We start from the raw sequence: 18,139 nt of genomic DNA on the forward strand, positions 1-18,139 counted from the left end.
GTGTTGTAGAGCAGCTCGACCGGCCGCTCCTCATACGCCAGGCGGGGCTTCTTCTTGCCGCCGGCGCAACCAGCCAGGGCGATAGCGCAGACGCCGACGGCGAGAGCCGTGCGAACCGACCGATTGCGAGCCAGGAACACCTTCACCTCAAACGACAGACGCGCGCCCCCACGCGGGGACTCGCTTCTACACCACGCAGGGGTCCAGGCAAACGGACCGCACCCCCGGTGCGACTCTAGGGTTGCGACCTTAGGTCGGGAAAACGGCGGGGATGCGGCAGGCTTAGACCGCCTCGGCCAGATCCTGCACCAGGGTCTTGACGCACCAGGCGTCGGGCTGGGCGATCAGCGCGCGGACCAGCTGGTTGTTGATCGCATGGCCCGCCAGTTCGCCTTCGAAGCGGCCGATCAGCGGCGCGCCGAGCACATAGAGGTCGCCGATGGCGTCCAGCGCCTTGTGGCGGACGAATTCGTCCGGACGGCGCAGGCCCTCCGGGTTCAGCACCCGGTCGCCTTCGATGACCACCACGTTCTCCAGCGAGCCGCCACGCGCCAGGCCGGCGGCGCGCAGGGCCTCGACCTCGTGCAGGAAGCCGAAGGTGCGGCAGTCGGCCAGCTCGCGGCGGAAGGTCGGCCCGTCCATCGTCATGTCGATCGCCTGGCGGCCGATTGCGGCGCTCGCGAAACGGATCTCGAAGGCGACCTCGAAGCGGTTCGCCGGCGTCAGCGCTGCGCGCTTGTCGCCGTCGACCACCTCGACCGGCTTCAGGATCTCGATATAGCGGCGCGCCGCCTCCTGCGACCGGCGTCCGGCGCGGTCGAGGATGCGGACGAACGGCTCGGACGAGCCGTCCATGATCGGCATCTCCGGCCCGTCCAGCTCCACCAGGGCGTTGTCGATGCCCAGCATGGCGAAAGCCGCCATCAGATGCTCGATGGTGGAGACGGTCACGCCCGCGGCATTGCCGATCACCGTGCCGAGCTGGGTGCGGCAGACGGCTTCAGCATTGGCCGGAACCCGGTTGTCGCGATCCAGGACGTCCAGGCGCACGAAGACGATGCCGGCATCCGCCGGCGCCGGGCGCACGTTGACGCGCGTATAGGCCCCCGTATGGACGCCGACGCCGGCGAACAGGGCCGGGGCGCGCATCGTGTGCTGGAAAGCGCGATCCTGGAATGCGTCTGCGGACAAGCTGGGACCTTCCGTAACCTGCCCGGCCGACCTGTCGCCGGGGTGCGCCCCACACTCCGCTTAAGCTGCTTGCCGCAGCGCAGCAAAACACTTGGTGTTTCGCTATGTTTCGCCTGTTCTGAGGTGGCGATCAGCCGACGATGGACAGGTGGCTCGGCGACGTCGGGGCGTAGCGAGCAGCCCCGACGAACGCCTCTGACCTGTCGTGGATGACGACCGACGCCTGGTCGCCGGACCGCGTGAGCGCCCGGGCCAGTTGCCGGGCGTGTTCCTCGGCGCGGCGGCCGGACAGGAACATCAGGGGCTGCATGGCCCCTTCCCACCGGACGGCCCAACCGCCATCCACCGGGCCGACAGAAATCCTGTGCTCACGCGACATGGACGCCTCCCGTAAGACCTCACGGAAGGCATCCTATGCCCGGCCGGCGCGGCCGGGCATTCACGTTTGATGGAGCGGTTTTAGTTGGCGAGCCGGCGCAGGAAGGACGGGATCTCGAGATCCTCGCCAGCTTCCGGCTGTTCGAGCTGCGGCGCTTCAGCCGGCAACGCGCCGCCGCGGCTGGCGACCGGCCGCGAGGCGGGCGCATGCTGCACCGGCGCCGGGGCCGGAGCGGCGTCGTAGCGCTGGCGACCGCCGAACAGGCTGAGGAACCCGCCGCGCGGACGGCGCGGCTCATAGGTCTCGGCGAACAGCGGCTCGTCGCTCTCGTCCGCCACCGCCGGATCGACGATGCGGGTCATCGGCGCGACGACGCGCGGTTCCGGCGCCGGCGCGGGCTCGTAGGCCGCGGCGGCCGGCTGGGCGAAGATGTCGGGCTGCTCTTCTTCGGCCTCGAGAGCGGCGAAGGTCGGCTCCGGCGCGGCCATCAGCATCGGCTCCGGCGCGACGGCGGCGACCGGCGCCTGGACCGGGGCCGGCGCGGTTTCGACGCGCAGGGGCTGGGCGGTGGTGTTGGCCCGACGCTCCATGCGCGGCTCGATGGCGGCGATCGAAACGCCGTCCATGCCGGTGGCGACCACGGACACGCGGATCATGCCTTCCAGGGCCGGATCGAAGGCGGCGCCGAAGATGATGTTGGCTTCCGGATCGACCTGTTCGGAGATGGCGTTGGCCGCCTCGTCGACTTCCAGCAGGGTCATGTCGAGGCCGCCGGTCACGTTGACCAGCACCGCCTTGGCGCCCTTCAGCGAGACTTCGTCGAGCAGCGGGTTCTGGATGGCGTTCTGGGCCGCCATCAGCGCGCGGTCGTCGCCGGCCGCCTCGCCGGTGCCCATCATCGCCTTGCCCATCTCGGTCATCACCGTGCGGACGTCGGCGAAATCGAGGTTGATCAGGCCGGGCAGCACCATCAGGTCGGTGATCGAGCGCACGCCCGAGTGCAGAACCTGGTCGGCCATGCCGAAGGCTTCGGCGAAGGTCGTCCGCTCGTTGGCGACGCGGAACAGGTTCTGGTTGGGGATGACGATCAGGGTGTCGACGTAGCGTTGCAGCTCCTGGATGCCGGCGTCGGCCAGGCGCATCCGGTGACGGCCTTCGAAGTGGAAGGGCTTGGTCACCACGCCGACGGTCAGGATGCCGCGCTCGCGCGCGCACTTAGCGATGATCGGGGCCGCGCCGGTGCCGGTGCCGCCGCCCATGCCGGCGGTGATGAAGACCATGTGGGCGCCGTCGAGGTGCTCGCCGATCTCCGGGATGCTCTCCTCGGCGGCGTGCATGCCGACCTCGGGGTGCGCGCCGGCGCCGAGGCCCTGCGTCGCCTGGACGCCGAGCTGGATGCGGCGATCGGTCTTGGCGAACTGCAGCTGCTGGGCGTCGGTGTTGGCGACGACGAACTCGACGCCCTCCAGACCCGCCTCGATCATGTTGTTCACGGCGTTGCCGCCCGCGCCGCCGACGCCGAACACGACGATCCGAGGCTTCAGTTCTGTCGCCTGCGGAGCTGAAAGAGAAATCGCCATCGGACCCTGCGTCCTTCCCAAAGCCGGTCAAGTGCGTCGCCCGACCGCCCGGCCGACGCTCCTTAAGGATGGGTTTAAATCTGCGCCCGCATCCTTAATCGAGGGTTAAGGCCATAGCGCGAGTCGCGAGGGGATCGACCCCTGGGCGGCCGGAAAAATGGTCATGTTCCACAAGGACTCTGGCCAAGCTTCCGACGAATCGCCGGCCGCTCAACGCGCGGGCGATTTGGCGACCGTGGAAGTGGCGCCGGAACCGGGCCTGGGATCAACCGTTGCCGCGGCGGGCTAGGATCCTGGGAGGACATCAATGTTCAGGAAGCTGTTCCTGACGGCCGCCGCCGTCGCGCTGACCGCTTGCTCCACGACTGTGAAAGAGACCCCGCCGCCGACGTCGGGCGCGGCCCGGGCGGCGCAGATCATGAACCTGTCGATCCGCAGCGTCAGTGGCTCGACCACAGCCGACAAGGTGACGCCGGAGGTCGTGAACTCCCTGACCGAGGCGATCCGCATCGAACTGGGCGGCGGCGCGGCCGGCGGGCCCCCGGCCGACCTCAGCTTCGTGATCTCCGACTATCGCGTCGTCGGCAATGCCACGCGGTTCATGGTCGGCGCCTTGGCCGGCAGCAACCGCATGACCGTCGACGTCACGCTGAGGGATCCGTCCGGGTCCACCCTGCGGCAGTTCACCATCACGCGCGCGGCCAACACCATGGGCGTCGGCGCTTTCATGAACCAGAAGGGCAGCCTGATCGGCCAGACCGCCGAAGCCGTCGCCAAGACGGTCCGCGGCGAGAAATAGACCAGGCTAGAGATTCTCGCGCAGCCAGGAGGCCGCCTTGGCCACCGGGTTGGCGCGCGGGTCCAGGGGCTCGCGGCGCAGCTTGGCCGAGGCCAGGGCCTTGGCCGACACCGCCTCGCGCGGGCCGAAGGCGGCGCGGTGCAGAATGCCCGCCGCCGCCGTGAACGCCGGCCCGGAGGCGGCGTCCGCCAGGTGCGGCACACGGCGCGGACGCCCCAGACGGACGGGCCGGTCGAACACGCGGACGGCGACCTCGCGGACGCCGGCCAGCTGGCTGGCGCCGCCGGTCAGAACCAGGCCCGCGCCCGGCTCGACCGGGGCGCCGGACGCCTTCAGGCGGTCGCGGAGCAGCTCCAGCGTCTCCTCGACGCGCGGCGCGATGATGCCCTTGAGCAACGACCGCGGCGCGATGACCGGGCCGGCGCCCGGGTCGTCGCCACGCGGCGGCGCCTCGATCATCTCGCGGTCCTCGTTGGCCGAGGCGATGGCCGAGCCGTGCAGGGTCTTGATCCGCTCGGCGCCGGCGATCGAGGTCGAAAGCCCCCGGGCGATGTCCTGCGTCACATGCTGGCCGCCGACCGGCACGGTCTCGACGTGGACCAGCGATCCCGCCGTGAACACCGCCGCCGAGGTCGAGCCGCCCCCCATGTCGATGCAGACCGAACCGAGGTCGGCCTCGTCCTCCTCCAGGGCCGCCAGGGCCGAGACGAACGGCGCGGCGACGACGCCTTCGAACTGCAGGTGGGCCCGCTCGACGCAGGCGCCGAGGGTCTGGAACACCGCTTCCGAAACGCTGACCACCAGCAGCTCGACACCGAGCGTGCGGCCGAACATGGCGCGCGGGTCGCGCACCCCGCCCTGCCCGTCCACCGACCAGGCGATCGGCAGGATGTGGGCGGCGCGACGGCCGGGCAGCTTGATCTGCGCCAGGGCGTGGCTGATGGCGCGCACCAGGTCGTGGTCGCCGATCGGCCGGGCGCCGAGGCTAACGCGGCCGGCGACGCGGGTCGAGGTCAGCTGGCCGCCGGCGGTGGCGACGGTGACGCCCTGGACGGACACACCGGCCACGGTCTCGGCCCGCTCGACCGCCTGGGCGATGGCTTCCGACGCCTCGTCGAGGTTGACGATCGAGCCGCCGCGGATGCCGCGCGACTGGACGTAGCCGACGCCGGCGGTGGTGAGGGTGCGGTCGGCGCGGCGCACGCCGTCCGGTTTCATGATGAAGCAGGTGACCTTCGAGGCTCCGAGGTCGACGGCGGCGACGACCTGCGGGCGATGAAGCGCCGCCTTCAGGCCCTCGCGGCCGATCTCGGTCTTGTGTTCGGCGCGTGCTGCAGCCTTCAACATTCCCAAACCCTTTAGATCCCTGCCGCGGCGGGCTGGCCGACGGGCCCTGCCTCGCGCGGCCTCACAGCCACCACATCCGGATTGCGCAGGTCGATGCGCGCGAAGCCCAGCTCCAGGAGGTGCGAGCGCTGGTCCAGCTGCTCGAGCTGCATCAGCGCCTCCTCCTCGGCCACCGCCGGGAGCTGGATGATCGAACCGTCCTTCAGCCGCAGGTCCCAACGGCGGTTGTCGACGCGCACCAGCGCGTCCATCCGCTCCATCAGTCGCGGCCGCTGCGCCAGCGTCGGCAGGATCGCCGCCGCGTGCTCGGCCCCGCCCGCCCCGACCACCAGCGGCAGGGTCGCGAACCGCGCCGGGTCCGCCTCCCGGATCGGCTGGCCCCGGTCGTCGATGACCAGGGTGCGGCCGGCATGCTGCCACACGGCCAACTGCTTGCGCTCCTTGACCGCGACGACCAGCGTGTCCGGCAGCAGGCGCACGATCCGCGCCTCCTCGACCCAGCCGACCTTCTCGACCCGGGCCCGCACGGCGCTCAGGTCCATGCCCAGCAGCGGCTGGTCCTTGTAGACGCCGGCGGCCGCGACGATGTCCGGCGTCGCCATGGCCGAAGCGCCCTCGACGTGCACCGCCCGCAGTTTGAAGCCGACGGCGCCGAACCGCCCGTCGACCGCCGAGCCGATCTCTCCGGCCAGCCGCTCTCCTCGGCCGCCGGTCGCCAGCACGCCCACCAGCGCCAGCGCGACGACGCCGCCCGCGGCCATCAGGGTGATCTTGGGAGAAAGGCCCGCGCCCTCTGCGCGCGCGTGCGCCTGCGGCCCCGCCGGATGCTGGCCCGGGGGACGCTTACCGTTCTGGGGCGCTTTGGCCCGAGGCCTCGCCGGAACTTGCGATCCTCCCCGCTCCGCCGCGGGCATAGGCGTCCTCCGTAATCCACAGAACCAACTGGTCGAAGCTCACCCCCTGCGCCGCCGCCTGCTCCGGAACCAGGGAGGTGGGCGTCATGCCGGGCTGAGTATTGACCTCCAATAGGACCATGATGTCGTTAATGTCGTCATAACGCAGGTCCGACCGGGTAACCCCGCGACAACCAAGAGCGGCGTGCGCCATCTCGGAAAGTTTCTTCGCCTTCTCAAGGGCATGAGGCGGCATCCGGGCCGGGACGATGTGTTCCGATCCACCCTCCCCGTACTTGGATTCATAGTCGTAGAAGCCGGTTTTCGGCACGATCTCGGTAACTGTGATCGCCTTGCCGTCCATCACCCCGACGGCCAGTTCCAGCCCCCGGACGTAGGGCTCGATCATCACCTCTTCGCCATAGGTCCAGTCCGGCGCGACGATCTCCTGCGGCGGGCCGTTCGCCCCCTCGAACACCAGGAACACTCCAACCGACGAGCCCTCGGCGTTCGGCTTGACCACATAGGGCGGCGGCATGACGTGGGCCTTGGCCGCCTCGAACCGGTTGTAGAGCCCGCCGCCAGGCACGGCGACGCCGGCCGCCGCCAGCACTGCCTTCGACTTGGCCTTGTCCATCGCCAGCGCCGAGGCCAGCACTCCGCAATGGGTGTAAGGGATCCCCAGCGTCTCCAGCACCCCCTGGACGCAGCCGTCCTCGCCCCACGGCCCGTGCAGGGCGTTGAAGCAGACGTCCGGCTTCAGGCCGGTCAGCACCTGGGCGATGTCGGCTCCGGCGTCCACTCGCGACACCTTCGCCCCCAGCCGCTCCAGCGCGTCGGCGCAGGCCGCCCCCGACACCAGGCTGACCTCGCGCTCCGACGAAGGCCCGCCCAGGAGAACCGCGACGTGATGTCCGGTGAGAGGAAGGCTCATGAGCGCCGCCTTTGATCAGAGAAGGAAATTTCCGTCCCGGTGCGCCACTGACGGATTCCCGTCAAGCGCAGCCGCTTTCAGGAAAGGAAGGCTCAAGCCTTACCGATCCGCTTGATCTCCCAGTCAAGCTCGACGCCGAACTTGGCCTTTACGTCGGCGCGCACCGCCTCGCCCAACCCTTCGAGATCCGCCGCCGTCGCCTCGCCGGTGTTGATCAGGAAGTTGGCGTGCAGCGGCGAGAACATCGCTCCGCCGAAGGGCTTGCCCCGCCAGCCGGCCTCGTCGACCAGTTTCCAGGACGAATGCCCCGGCGGGTTCTTGAAGGTCGAGCCACCGGTCTTCTCGCGGATCGGCTGGGTCTTTTCGCGCCGGGCGGTGATCTCGTCCATCCGCGCGGTGATCGCGTCCGGCGCGTCCGGCCGCCCCTCGAACAGGCCGCCGGTGAAGATCAGGGGCTCGGCCGCCGCCCGCGCCGACTTGCGATAGCTGTACTCGAGCTCGGCGTTCGAAAGCGTGATCCGCTCGCCGCGCCGCGTCAGGGCATAGGCCTCGACCAGCACGTCCTTGGTTTCCGAGCCATAGCAACCGGCGTTCATCACCAGCGCCCCGCCGATCGAGCCCGGCACGCCGCGATAGAACTCCAGCCCCGCGATCCCGGCCTTGGCCGCCTCGCGCGCCAGCACCGCGTCCAGCACCGCCGCGCCGGCATAGATCCGGCCCCCGTCGCGCGCCTCGACCCCGGCGAACGCCTTGCCCAGCCGCACCACCAGCCCCTCGACCCCGCCGTCTCGGACCAGGGTATTGGAGCCGACGCCGAGGACGGTCAGCGGAACCGCCGGGTCCAGCGCCTTCAGGACCGCGACCAGGTCGTCCTCGTCGGCCGGCAGAAACAGAGCCTGCGCCGGTCCGCCGACCCGGAACCAGGTGAACGGCCCCAGCGCCTCGTCGCGCAGCAGCTTGCCGCGCACCGGCGGCAGATCGTCGAGCCAGTTCATGCCAGCGCCGCCAGCTCGCCCGGCAGGGCATAGGACCAGGCGGTGATGTCGCCGGCCCCGAGCAGCACCACCACGTCGCCGGCGCTCGCCTCCTGCTTCACCAGCCCGGCGAGGTCCTTCTGGGACGCGAGCGGCAGCGCCCGGCGGTGGCCGTAGCGCCGCAGGCCCGCCACCAGGGCGTCGCGGTCGACGCCGTCGATCGGCGCCTCGCCGGCCGGATAGACGTCGGCGACGACCACCGTGTCGGCGTCGTTGAAGCAGGCGCAGAAGTCGTCGAACAGGTCGCGCAGGCGGCTGTAGCGGTGCGGCTGCATCACCGCGACGACCTTGCCCGACGTCACCGCCCGGGCCGCGGTCAGCACGGCGGCGATTTCCACCGGGTGATGGCCATAGTCGTCGACCACCCGCACCCCGTCCGTCACGCCGGTCGTTGTGAAGCGCCGCTTCACGCCGCCGAACCCGGCCAGGCCCTTGGCGATATCCTCTGCGCTGACGCCGAGTTCCCGCGCCACGGCGATCGCCGCCAGAGCGTTCATGACGTTGTGATGGCCGGTCATCGGCAGGTGCAGGTCGTCGTAGCGCACGGGCTCGCCCTCGCGTGGGCGGACGACGACGCCGAACCGCGCGCCATCCGGGCCCATGACGATGTTCTCGGCCCGCACCTCGGCCTGCGGGTTGACGCCATAGGTGACCAGCCGTCGGTTCTCGACCCGGCTGGCCATCGCCTGCACTTCCGGGTGGTCGATGCAGACCGCCGCGAAGCCATAGAACGGGATGTTCTCCACGAAGTCGCGGAAGGCCTTCTTCACCGCCTCGAAGTCGCCGTAGTGGTCGAGGTGCTCAGGGTCGATGTTGGTGACGATGGCCACCGTCGAGCGCAGCTTCAGGAAGCTGCCGTCGCTCTCGTCGGCCTCGACGACGATCCAGTCGCCGGCGCCGACCTTGGCGTTGGTGCCGTAGGCGTTGATGATCCCCCCGTTGACCACCGTCGGATCGAGCCCGCCGGCGTCGAGCAGGGTGGCGACCATCGTCGTCGTGGTCGTCTTGCCGTGGGTGCCCCCCACCGCCACCGAGAACTGCAGCCGCATCAGCTCGGCCAGCATCTCCGCCCGCCTGACCAGCGGCAGGCGCCGGTCGCGGCCGGCGACCATCTCCGGATTGTCCGGCTTCACCGCGGTCGAATAGACCACCGCCGAGGCGCCCTCGACGTTGGCCGGGTCGTGACCGATGAAGATCCGCGCGCCCAGCTTCTCCAGCCGCTCGGTGTTGGCCCCCGCCTTGGCGTCCGAGCCCTGCACCGTGTAGCCGATCTTCAGCATGATTTCGGCGATGGCGCTCATGCCGATGCCGCCGATGCCGATGAAGTGCACGGGGCCGATGTCGAAGGGCACGGGGCGTCGAGTCATGCTCCTCGATAGCGGCAAATCCCGATGCGCCGCTAGCCCTCTACCTCGCGGCGCCCTCTCCGCTTCACGGGGGAGAGAAGGATTTGAGTATTCACCGCTTCTCTCCAAGCGTAGTGAACAGTGCCATTGTACTTCGCGTACCCGTCTAGCGCTTGCGGTGACATCGGCTAAGATTGGGCATGGCAATTGTCGATCCGGCCAAACTTCTGGAAAGCCTCATCGCGTACCCGCGAGAGACGGAGTGGCTGGAGTTCAAAGAGAACCACCTGGACGCTGAGGAGGCTGGCAAGTACCTGTCGGCGTTGGCAAACGCCGCGATGCTGCACGACGAGGAATACGGCTATCTTGTCTTCGGGGTCCGCGACCAAACACACGAAGTGGTCGGCACAACGGTCAGGCTAAAGGCGGCAAAAGCGGCCGGCAGCGAGCCGCTTGAGCCTTGGCTGTCGCGCATGCTTCACCCGAGCATCACGTTCGAAATCTGCTCGCTCGACTACGAAGGCAAGCATGTGGAGATCGTGCGCATACATCCGGCGTACCAGATGCCGGTGAGGTTCAAGACTGAAGAGTGGATTCGCGTCGACTCGATCTTGAAACCCCTTCGAGACTACCCAGAGCGGGCGCGCACTCTTTGGCACATCACGTCCCGATTCACGTTTGAGCGCGCGGTCGCTGCGCCACATCTGTCAGTGGGTGAGGTGTTCGGCCATTTCGATCCCGCGAAGCTCCTCGCCAACATAGGATCGCCGCGCCTATCTACGGACGCGATCATGCACCGCCTCCTTGAGGAGGGATTGCTGACGGACGACCGGCAAGGCGGCTACGACGCCACCAACCTATTCGCGCTGCTCGCCGCAAGGGACATCACAATGTTTCCCGGGCTCGCGTCGAAAACGGCCCGGACGACTCACTACACCGGCACTTCAAAGCTGGTCGCAAAAGACGACGTCCAGGGTCGGATGGGCTACGCCATCTCGTTCTCCAAGCTCCTAACCTACATCATGGATCGCATCGACCATAAGGAGGAGATGGTGCACGGCACTCGGCGGATGAATTACGCCATCCCTGAGATTGCGGTGCGTGAGTTTCTCGTGAACGCACTTGTCCACCAAGATTTGACGGTCACCGGCGCTGGGCCCCGCGTCGAGATTTACTCGGATCGCGTGAAGATCACGAACCCCGGCAAGCCGCTTGTCCCTCCAGATCGGCTGATCGACGCGCCGGCGCGGTCCCGGAACGAGGATCTGGGCGCTTTCATGCGGGCTCTCGGCCTATTCGAAGGTCGTGGCAGCGGCGTAGATCGCGCCATCGACGCCATCGAAAAGGCCGCCCTCACACCGCCACTCCTGCAGGTGGTTGAAGAGTCGATGGTCGTCACGCTTTTCGCCGCCAGAAAATTTGGCGCTATGTCTAAGGAGGATCGCGTTCGAGGCTGCTATCAGCACGCCTGTCTGCGCTTTGAGGGCGGGATGACGATGAGCAACCAGAGCCTCCGGGATCGCTTCGGCTTAGCCTCAAGCCAAGCGTCAACAGCCTCCCAGGTCATCAGCGACACCCGCGAGGCCGGGTGGATAAAGCCGCAGGATGAGGAGCAAGCGAACCGCGTGGCTCGATACCTACCGTACTGAGCTTGATTTTATTTCGCCAGGTTGATCCGCAATCCGAATCAGCCGGACGGCTAGAACGGAAAAGTTCTTTTATTAGAATGAGTTATGAGAATATTATAAGATACTAGTTTATTTCGGAAGTTCAAATTGTATCTGGTCCGATCACGGACTTTGCGGCGGTAGCAGCTTGGTCGCAGGGCAATCATAAGCCGCCTCGTCCTCGGTGAGGTTTAGTTCGCCATCGGCTTCAAGAGCCTTTGCGGTTCCGACGAACCTTCGACTTTGAGAGAGAGGACAAAAGAGAGAGCCTGCGGCCTATGCCTACCGCGCCGTCGCCTCGACCAGGTCCGCCAGCCGTTCGGCCGCGTCGGGGATCGCCACCGACCGCGCCGAGGCGGCCATCCGCGCCAGGCGCGCCGGATTGCTCAGCAGCTTCTCGAGCGCCCCGCTCAGCGACTCCACCGTCAGCTGGTGCTCGCGCGCCACCTCGGCCCCGCCGGCTTCGGCCAGCAGGCGGGCGTTCTGACCCTGGTCGTCGTCGAGGGCGATCGCCAGAGGCACGAGGATCGCCGGCTTCCCCGCCACCGCGAATTCGCAGACCGTCCCCGCTCCGGCCCGACCGACCACCAGGTGGGCGGCCGCCAGGCGGCTGGCCATGTCGCGGAAGAACGGTGCGATCTCGGCCTGGACCATGGCCTCCTGATAGGCCTTGCGGGCGACGTCCATGGATTCCGGCCGGGTCTGCTGCTGAACCGTCAATCGCTGGCGCAGGTCGTCGGGCAGGATGCGGATCGCTTCCGGCACCAGTTCCGACAGCAGCCGTGCGCCCTGGCTGCCGCCGGTGACCAGCAGGCGGATCGGCCCGGTCGGCTCGGGCGGCGTATAGGGCAGGTCGGCCAGGGCCCGGATCGGTGGCCGCACCGGATTGCCGACCACCACCGCCTTGCCAGCCACCTTGGCGGGCGCCTTCTGCAGGGTCGGGAAGGCGCAGGCGACCCGCGTCACCCGCCCGGCCAGCAGCCGGTTGGTGCGGCCCATGACAGCGTTCTGTTCGTGGATCACCGTCGGCAGCTTGCTCATCAGCGCCGCCACCAGCGCTGGCGCGGACGGATAGCCGCCGAAGCCGACGACGACGTTCGGCCGGACCTCGCGGAACGCCGTCTTCGCCTGCATCGCCCCGCCCATCACGGCCAGGCCGGCCCGCGCCATGCCCAGCGGATCGCCGGGCCGGTAGGTGGCGGCAGACAGGCCAATGCGCCGCTCGGCGGGGAAGTCCTGGGCCAGGCCCGCCACCCGCTCGTCCGAGGCGAGCACGATCCGCCAGCCGCGGGCGATCAGCGCCTCGGCCAGGGCTTGCGCGGGGAAGAGGTGTCCGCCGGTCCCCCCGGCTGCGACGACAGCGACCTTCTGCATCCTGTGGTCCGCCTTAAGCGAACGCGCCTGCCTTGGCGAGACCTTCCGTCGGCGTATAGGCCCCGGGCCGGCGACGGGTCAGCGCCAACGCCATGCCCAGGGTCAAGCCCATCGCCAGCATCGAGGAGCCCCCGTAGGAGATGAACGGCAAGGTCATCCCCTTGGTCGGGATCAGGTTGAGGTTCACCGCCACGTTGATGAAGGCCTGCTGGCCGACCAGGACGAACAGCCCCGCCGCGGCCACCTGTTCGAACGGATCCGACAGCTTCATCGCCCGATAGAGGCCGCGGATCACGACCACGCCGAACAGGGCGATCAGCAGCAGCGAGAACACGAGGCCGTACTCCTCCGCGCCGACCGAATAGATGAAGTCGGTATGCAGATCGGGCACGTGGCGCTTCATCACCCCTTCGCCCGGCCCCCGGCCGAAGAAGCCGCCGGCCGCGATGGCTTCGGCCGCCCGGTCCACCTGGTGGGTGTCGGCCTTGTCCGGCGACAGGAAGCGGTCCACGCGGCTGGCGACGTGCGGGAACAGGAAATAGGTCGAGGACAGGCCGGCGACCGCCGCCGCCCCCAGCAGCATCACCCACGACAGCGGCACGCCCGCCATCCAGAACGCCGCCCCGAAGGCGACGGTGATCAGCACCGTCTGGCCGACGTCCGGCTGGATCAGCAGCAGGCCGACCGAGATGAAGTAGAGGAAGAAGGCGATCGAGACGCCGGGCACCCCCTGCCCCTTCTGACCCTCGGCGAACATCCAGGCGACCAGGATGATCAGCGCCGGTTTCATGTATTCCGACGGCTGAAAGGTGAAGCCGCCCAGCTGCAGCCAGCGGGTCGCGCCCTTGGCGCTGTGGCCGATGAACGGCAGGGCGACCATCACCGCGATGGCGATCACCCAGATGATGAAGGCGGCCCGCCTCACCCCTTTGACGTCCAGCATTGAGGTCGAGATCAGGATCATGGCGGCCGCGCCCGCGAACACGCACTGGCGGACGGCGAAATGGAACGGGTCGCCGAGGTTCATCCGCGCCGCGGCCGCCGGGCTCGCGCCGAACGACATCAGCACGCCGATGAAGATCAGCAGGCCGACGATGCCGAGCATCCAGCGGTCGACCGTCCACCACCAGACCCCGACCTGCGAGCGGTCGGACCTTGCGAAGGCGTGAGCCTGGGAGGGGTTCATGCCGCCCCCTTCGCCGCCGCGGCCTGGCCCAGCCGCTGGACCGCGGCGCGGAACGCATCGCCCCGCTCCTCGAAGTCGGCGAACTGGTCGAAGGAGGCCGCCGCCGGCGACAGCAGCACCACCGCCTCCTGGCCCGACGCCGCCGCGTCGGCGTACGCCGCCGCCACCGCCGCCGACATCGTTCCGCACTCCTGGATTGCGGCCTTGCCCCTCAAAGTGCCGGCGAACAGGGGGGCGCCCTCGCCGATCAGATAAGCCTTCTCGATGCGCGGGAAGAGATCGACCAGCGCCTCGATGCCGCCGGTCTTCGGCTGGCCGCCGGCGATCCAGTAGAACTTCGGATAGCTCGACATCGCCTGCCGCGCGGCGTCGGTGTTGGTCGCCTTGCTGTCGTTGACGAAACGCACGCGGCCGATGGCGCCGACCGTTTCCATCCGATGCGCCAGGCCTGGGAAGCTCATCAGGTGCTCGGCGGCCTCCTCGGCCGGAATGCCCAGGCCCTTGGCGGCGGCGTAGGCGGCAGCCGCGTTCTGCCAGTTGTGCCGCCCGGGCAGCGAGCGGGCCCGGGTCAGGTCGGCGACCTCGGCCGCGCGCTCGCCGGTCGCGTCGTAGAGCACGCCCTGCAGCGCATAGATGCCGCGCCCCATGGCCTTCGAGGCCGAGATGGGCACGATGGTCCGGCGGTTGGCGGCGGTGATCTCCGTGCAGATCCGCGCGCCCCACGGATCGTCGACCCCGATCACCGCCGTATCGCCCTTGCCCTGGTTGAGCAGGATGCGGCGCTTGGCCGTGACATAGCCTTCCATGCCGCCGTGCCGCTCGAGATGGTCGGGCGACAGGTTCAGCATCACCGCCACGTCCGGCTTCAGGCTGGAGGTCAGGTCGAGCTGGTAGGAGCTCAGTTCCAGCACATAGACCGCCCCGCCGTGCATGTCCTCGAGCCCCAGGACGCCGAGCCCGATGTTGCCGCCGATCCGCGTGTCACGTCCGGCCTGGGCGCAGATGTGGCCGATCAGGGCCGTGGTGGTCGATTTGCCGTTGGTGCCGGTGATGGCGACGATCTTCGGCCGCTTGTGCTCGGGGGCTGCGTTCACCGTCCTCGCGAACAGCTCGATGTCGCCGAGGATCTCGACGCCCGCGGCCTTGGCCCGTTCCACCGTCCAGTGCGGCGCCGGATGGGTCAGCGGCACGCCCGGCGACAGCATCAGGGCGGCGAACGCGCTCCAATCGGCGGTCGACAGGTCGGTCAGGGTGAAGCCTTCGCTCTCCGCTGCGGCCCGCGCCGCCGGCCGGTCATCCCACAGCGCGACCTCGGCGCCGCCGGCGATTAGCGCGCGCGCGGCCGCCAGCCCTGTGCGGGCCAGGCCGAACACGGCGACCGTCCTGCCTTCGAAGCCGCGGACCGGGATCATGGCTAGCTCTGACCCTCCCTACCGCAGCTTCAGGGTGGCGAGGCCGACCAGGGCCAGCATCACCGCGACAATCCAGAAGCGGATCACCACGGTCGATTCCGACCAGCCGAGCTTCTCGAAGTGGTGGTGCACCGGCGCCATGCGGAACACGCGCTTGCCGGTCAGCTTGAACGAGGCGACCTGGATCATCACCGACAGGGTCTCGGCCACGAACAGGCCGCCGATCACCGCCAGGATGATCTCGTGGCGGGTGGCGACCGCGATCGTCCCTACCGCGCCGCCCAGCGCCAGAGAGCCGGTGTCGCCCATGAAGATCTTGGCCGGCGGGGCGTTGTACCAGAGGAAGCCGAGACCGGCCCCGATCAGCGCCCCGCAGAACACGGCGATCTCGCCGACCCCCGGCACGAAGTGCAGTTGCAGGTAGTTGGCGAACACGAAGTTGCCGACGATGTACGCGATCAGCCCATAGGCCCCCGCGGCGATCATCACCGGCACCGTCGCCAAGCCGTCGAGGCCGTCGGTGAAGTTCACCGCATTGGCCGCGCCGACGATGATGAAGGCGCCGAACAGCAGGTAACCCCAGCCGAGGTCGACGTAGGCGCCCTTGAACAGCGGGAAGGTGACCGAGGTCAGGAGGTTCGGCGATTCCGGCGGCCGCGCCGCGAACAGGATGATCACCGCGATCGCCGCCATGGCGATGCCCGCCTCGAGCAGCAGCCGCACCTTCCCCGAGACGCCGTCGGTCGTCTGGCGGGTCACCTTGGCGTAGTCGTCGAGGAAACCCAGGGCCCCGTAGCCGCCCGTGACGATGATGATCGCCCAGATGTACGGGTTGGCCAGGTCGGCCCACAGCAGGGTGCCGCCCAGCAGGCCGGCCAGGATCATCACCCCGCCCATGGTCGGCGTGCCGGCCTTCTCGACGATGTGGCGCTCGATGCCTTCCTTGCGGATCGGCTGGCCCTTGCCCTGCTTGGCCTGCATCCAGCGGATGAACCGCGAGCCCAGCGCCACGACGATCAGCTGGGCGGTGAAGATCGCCAGGCCCGTGCGGGTCGTGTGGTATTTGAGGACGTTCAGGCCCGGAATGTACCCGCCGGCGGCCAGCTGCTCGTAGAGCCAGTAGAACATCAGCCTGCCCCGCCTGCGGAATCGAGCGCGGCCAGCGCGGCGGCGATGACGCCGGCCCGCGATCCGTTCGACCCCTTCACCATCACAAGGTCGCCCGGCTGCGTGGCCTCGGCGATCCGCGGCGCAAGGTCCGCCGCTGTCTCGGCGTAGCCGCCCCGCCGAGTCGGCGGAAGGGCGTCCCAGAGGCTTTTCATCAGCGGCCCACAGCAGAACACCAGGTCGATCCCCGCCCGCTCCAGCGGCTCGGCGAGGGCGGCGTGGAAGGCCGGCCCCTCGGCGCCGAGCTCCAGCATGTCGGTCAGCGCGACGATCCGCCGCCCGCCCGTCGGCCGCGCGCCGAGCGTGCGGATCGCCGAGCCCATCGAGACCGGGTTGGCGTTGTAGCTCTCGTCGATCAGCGTGAAGGTCCCGCCGGGCAGGCGCACGATCCGCTCGGCCCCGCGGCCCTCCAGCGGCTCGAACGAGCCGAGGGCCGCCAGGCTGTCCGACAGCCCGACGTCCAGGGCCTCCAGCATCAGCAGCACCGCCATGCTGTTCAGGCCCCAGTGGAACCCGGTCTGCAGGATCGGGAAGTCCAGCGCCTTGCCGTGCAGCCGCGCCTGGACCACGCCGTGGCCGGCGGCCCCCTGGAAGTCGATCAGCCGCGCGTCGCAGTCCTCGCCGGTCCCGAAGGTCACGACCCTCGCCCCCGCCGCCTTCGCCTCGCCTTGCAGCAGGTCGTACCAGACGTTGTCGGCGTTCAGCACCGCGACCCCGCCGGGTTTCAGCCCCTCGAAGATCTCGGCCTTGGCCCGCGCCACGCCTTCTTCATTGGCGAAGTTCTCGACGTGCACCGGCCCAACGGTGGTGATGGCGACGGCGTGCGGCCGGATGAACCGGGTCAGCGGCCGGATCTCGTCCGTGTGGTTCATGCCGACCTCGAACACCGCCCGCTCGGTTTCGCGCGGCATCCTGGCGAGGGTCAGCGGCACCCCGATGTGGTTGTTGTAGGACTTCACCGACGAGTGCGCCCGGCCGGCCAGCCGCAGCCCCGCCATGATCGCCTGGGTCACGCTGGTCTTGCCGACCGAGCCGGTCACCGCCCCGCGCCGCACCTGCGGCGCCCGCTCGCGCGCCGCGATCCCCAGCTTCTCCAGCGCCGCGAAGGTGTCGGCGACCTGCACCGACGGCGCCTCCACGCCCTGCGAGGCCAGCACCCCGGCCGCTCCCTTGGCCATGGCCTGGTCGACGAACTCATGACCGTCCCGCACGCCCGCCAGGGCGATGAAAAGGTCCCCCGACTCGACCGTCCGGGTGTCGATCGAGACGCCGGTGGCGGCGAAGTCGCCGGCCACCGCGCCGCCGGTCGCCGCGGCGATCTCCTCGGCTGTCCAGAGCGGCTCAGCCATGGAGCGCCTCCGCGGTCTCGGTCACGTCGTCGAAGGGATGGGTGACGCCGGCGATGGTCTGGCCCTGCTCGTGGCCCTTGCCCGCCACCACCAGGACGTCGCCGTCGGTCAGCATCGCCGCGGCGGCGCGGATCGCCGCCCGGCGGTCGCCGATCTCCCTGGCCCCGACCGCCCCGGCCAGCACCTCGGCGCGGATCGCCGCCGGATCCTCGGAGCGCGGGTTGTCATCGGTGACGATGGCGACGTCGGCCAGCTCGGCGGCGATCCGGCCCATGATCGGCCGCTTGCCCCGGTCGCGGTCGCCGCCGGCGCCGAACACGGCGATCAGCCGCCCCCGCACGTGCGGCCGCAGCGCCTTCAGCACCGTCTCCAGCCCGTCCGGCGTATGGGCGTAGTCGACATAGGCCTCGCCGCCGCGCGGCCCCGCGCCCACCCGCTGCAGCCGCCCCGGCGCGCCTTCCAGCGCCTCCAGCCCGGCCAG

General features: G+C 69.4%; 16 protein-coding genes. 2 read left to right on the plus strand and 14 right to left on the minus strand.

The features are described 5' to 3' along the window. Positions 1 to 282: 282 nt before the first annotated feature. The 3 genes from lpxC to ftsZ form a co-directional block, all read right to left on the minus strand. A complete protein-coding gene (lpxC, locus tag ACILRF_RS07735; protein ID WP_395671724.1) occupies positions 283 to 1,149 on the minus strand; it encodes a UDP-3-O-acyl-N-acetylglucosamine deacetylase in 867 nt (288 codons plus the stop codon). A gap of 172 nt (positions 1,150 to 1,321) precedes the next feature. Further along, complete coding sequence (locus tag ACILRF_RS07740; protein ID WP_395671709.1) at positions 1,322 to 1,501, minus strand: hypothetical protein; 180 nt, start codon at positions 1,499 to 1,501, stop codon at positions 1,322 to 1,324. Positions 1,502 to 1,650: 149 nt separating this feature from the next. After that, a complete protein-coding gene (gene ftsZ, locus ACILRF_RS07745; protein ID WP_395671710.1) occupies positions 1,651 to 3,150 on the minus strand; it encodes a cell division protein FtsZ in 1,500 nt (499 codons plus the stop codon). Between the two features lie 307 nt (positions 3,151 to 3,457). Between ftsZ and ACILRF_RS07750 the strand changes: the two genes are divergently transcribed. Then, the gene (locus tag ACILRF_RS07750) at positions 3,458 to 3,949 is read left to right on the plus strand and encodes a hypothetical protein (RefSeq protein ID WP_395671711.1); all 492 of its coding nucleotides are present in this window, start codon (positions 3,458 to 3,460) and stop codon (positions 3,947 to 3,949) included. Between the two features lie 6 nt (positions 3,950 to 3,955). Here the strand turns inward: ACILRF_RS07750 and ftsA are convergent, their stop codons facing one another. The 5 genes from ftsA to murC form a co-directional block, all read right to left on the minus strand. Further along, positions 3,956 to 5,296 carry a cell division protein FtsA gene (gene ftsA, locus ACILRF_RS07755; RefSeq protein ID WP_395671712.1) on the minus strand — a complete coding sequence of 447 codons (1,341 nt, stop codon included), beginning with the start codon at positions 5,294 to 5,296 and terminating at the stop codon, positions 3,956 to 3,958. Positions 5,297 to 5,307: 11 nt separating this feature from the next. Then, positions 5,308 to 6,210: a cell division protein FtsQ/DivIB gene (locus tag ACILRF_RS07760; RefSeq protein ID WP_395671713.1), complete on the minus strand. Its 903-nt coding sequence runs from the start codon at positions 6,208 to 6,210 to the stop codon at positions 5,308 to 5,310. Further along, positions 6,140 to 7,123, minus strand: a complete 984-nt coding sequence (locus tag ACILRF_RS07765) for a D-alanine--D-alanine ligase (protein ID WP_395671714.1) — start codon at positions 7,121 to 7,123, stop codon at positions 6,140 to 6,142. The genes ACILRF_RS07760 and ACILRF_RS07765 overlap by 71 nt, the downstream gene beginning before the upstream one ends. Before the next feature lie 92 nt (positions 7,124 to 7,215). Then, on the minus strand, positions 7,216 to 8,118 hold the full coding sequence (murB, locus tag ACILRF_RS07770; RefSeq protein ID WP_395671715.1) for a UDP-N-acetylmuramate dehydrogenase: 903 nt from the start codon (positions 8,116 to 8,118) through the stop codon (positions 7,216 to 7,218). Beyond that, positions 8,115 to 9,524 (minus strand): UDP-N-acetylmuramate--L-alanine ligase, encoded by a 1,410-nt coding sequence (murC, locus tag ACILRF_RS07775; protein ID WP_395671716.1) that lies wholly within the window; start codon positions 9,522 to 9,524, stop codon positions 8,115 to 8,117. The genes murB and murC overlap by 4 nt, the downstream gene beginning before the upstream one ends. A gap of 179 nt (positions 9,525 to 9,703) precedes the next feature. On the opposite strand from murC, the gene ACILRF_RS07780 reads away from it, so the two are divergent. Next, entirely contained in the window at positions 9,704 to 11,152 is a 1,449-nt protein-coding gene (locus tag ACILRF_RS07780) for an ATP-binding protein (RefSeq protein ID WP_395671717.1), read from the plus strand. A gap of 300 nt (positions 11,153 to 11,452) precedes the next feature. Here the strand turns inward: ACILRF_RS07780 and murG are convergent, their stop codons facing one another. From murG to ACILRF_RS07810, 6 genes are all read right to left on the minus strand, one after another. Next, the gene (gene murG / locus ACILRF_RS07785) at positions 11,453 to 12,544 is read right to left on the minus strand and encodes an undecaprenyldiphospho-muramoylpentapeptide beta-N-acetylglucosaminyltransferase (protein WP_395671718.1); all 1,092 of its coding nucleotides are present in this window, start codon (positions 12,542 to 12,544) and stop codon (positions 11,453 to 11,455) included. A gap of 13 nt (positions 12,545 to 12,557) precedes the next feature. Further along, complete coding sequence (gene ftsW / locus ACILRF_RS07790; RefSeq protein WP_395671719.1) at positions 12,558 to 13,730, minus strand: putative lipid II flippase FtsW; 1,173 nt, start codon at positions 13,728 to 13,730, stop codon at positions 12,558 to 12,560. Further along, the gene (murD, locus tag ACILRF_RS07795; protein ID WP_395671720.1) at positions 13,727 to 15,142 is read right to left on the minus strand and encodes a UDP-N-acetylmuramoyl-L-alanine--D-glutamate ligase; all 1,416 of its coding nucleotides are present in this window, start codon (positions 15,140 to 15,142) and stop codon (positions 13,727 to 13,729) included. The genes ftsW and murD overlap by 4 nt, the downstream gene beginning before the upstream one ends. Positions 15,143 to 15,160: 18 nt before the next feature. Next, positions 15,161 to 16,270 carry a phospho-N-acetylmuramoyl-pentapeptide-transferase gene (mraY, locus tag ACILRF_RS07800; RefSeq protein ID WP_395671721.1) on the minus strand — a complete coding sequence of 370 codons (1,110 nt, stop codon included), beginning with the start codon at positions 16,268 to 16,270 and terminating at the stop codon, positions 15,161 to 15,163. Beyond that, entirely contained in the window at positions 16,270 to 17,658 is a 1,389-nt protein-coding gene (gene murF, locus ACILRF_RS07805) for a UDP-N-acetylmuramoyl-tripeptide--D-alanyl-D-alanine ligase (protein WP_395671722.1), read from the minus strand. Before murF ends, mraY begins: the two co-directional genes overlap by 1 nt. Then, positions 17,651 to 18,139: glutamate ligase domain-containing protein (locus tag ACILRF_RS07810; RefSeq protein ID WP_395671723.1), on the minus strand; the 489-nt coding region annotated here is incomplete at its 5' end. The genes murF and ACILRF_RS07810, both read right to left, overlap by 8 nt.

This window comes from Phenylobacterium sp. (assembly GCF_044236515.1).
In the GTDB taxonomy this organism is placed as follows: Bacteria; Pseudomonadota; Alphaproteobacteria; order Caulobacterales; family Caulobacteraceae; genus Phenylobacterium.

What these genes read in the sequence shown, in the direction of transcription:
- lpxC (WP_395671724.1), bottom strand. Translation starts at nt 1,149, where the DNA reads ATGCGCGCCCCGGCCCTGTTCGCCGGCGTCGGCGTCCATACGGGGGCC.
- ACILRF_RS07740 (WP_395671709.1), bottom strand. Translation starts at nt 1,501, where the DNA reads ATGCAGCCCCTGATGTTCCTGTCCGGCCGCCGCGCCGAGGAACACGCC.
- ftsZ (WP_395671710.1), bottom strand. Translation starts at nt 3,150, where the DNA reads ATGGCGATTTCTCTTTCAGCTCCGCAGGCGACAGAACTGAAGCCTCGG.
- ACILRF_RS07750 (WP_395671711.1), top strand. Translation starts at nt 3,458, where the DNA reads ATGTTCAGGAAGCTGTTCCTGACGGCCGCCGCCGTCGCGCTGACCGCT.
- ftsA (WP_395671712.1), bottom strand. Translation starts at nt 5,296, where the DNA reads ATGTTGAAGGCTGCAGCACGCGCCGAACACAAGACCGAGATCGGCCGC.
- ACILRF_RS07760 (WP_395671713.1), bottom strand. Translation starts at nt 6,210, where the DNA reads ATGCCCGCGGCGGAGCGGGGAGGATCGCAAGTTCCGGCGAGGCCTCGG.
- ACILRF_RS07765 (WP_395671714.1), bottom strand. Translation starts at nt 7,123, where the DNA reads ATGAGCCTTCCTCTCACCGGACATCACGTCGCGGTTCTCCTGGGCGGG.
- murB (WP_395671715.1), bottom strand. Translation starts at nt 8,118, where the DNA reads ATGAACTGGCTCGACGATCTGCCGCCGGTGCGCGGCAAGCTGCTGCGC.
- murC (WP_395671716.1), bottom strand. Translation starts at nt 9,524, where the DNA reads ATGACTCGACGCCCCGTGCCCTTCGACATCGGCCCCGTGCACTTCATC.
- ACILRF_RS07780 (WP_395671717.1), top strand. Translation starts at nt 9,704, where the DNA reads ATGGCAATTGTCGATCCGGCCAAACTTCTGGAAAGCCTCATCGCGTAC.
- murG (WP_395671718.1), bottom strand. Translation starts at nt 12,544, where the DNA reads ATGCAGAAGGTCGCTGTCGTCGCAGCCGGGGGGACCGGCGGACACCTC.
- ftsW (WP_395671719.1), bottom strand. Translation starts at nt 13,730, where the DNA reads ATGAACCCCTCCCAGGCTCACGCCTTCGCAAGGTCCGACCGCTCGCAG.
- murD (WP_395671720.1), bottom strand. Translation starts at nt 15,142, where the DNA reads ATGATCCCGGTCCGCGGCTTCGAAGGCAGGACGGTCGCCGTGTTCGGC.
- mraY (WP_395671721.1), bottom strand. Translation starts at nt 16,270, where the DNA reads ATGTTCTACTGGCTCTACGAGCAGCTGGCCGCCGGCGGGTACATTCCG.
- murF (WP_395671722.1), bottom strand. Translation starts at nt 17,658, where the DNA reads ATGGCTGAGCCGCTCTGGACAGCCGAGGAGATCGCCGCGGCGACCGGC.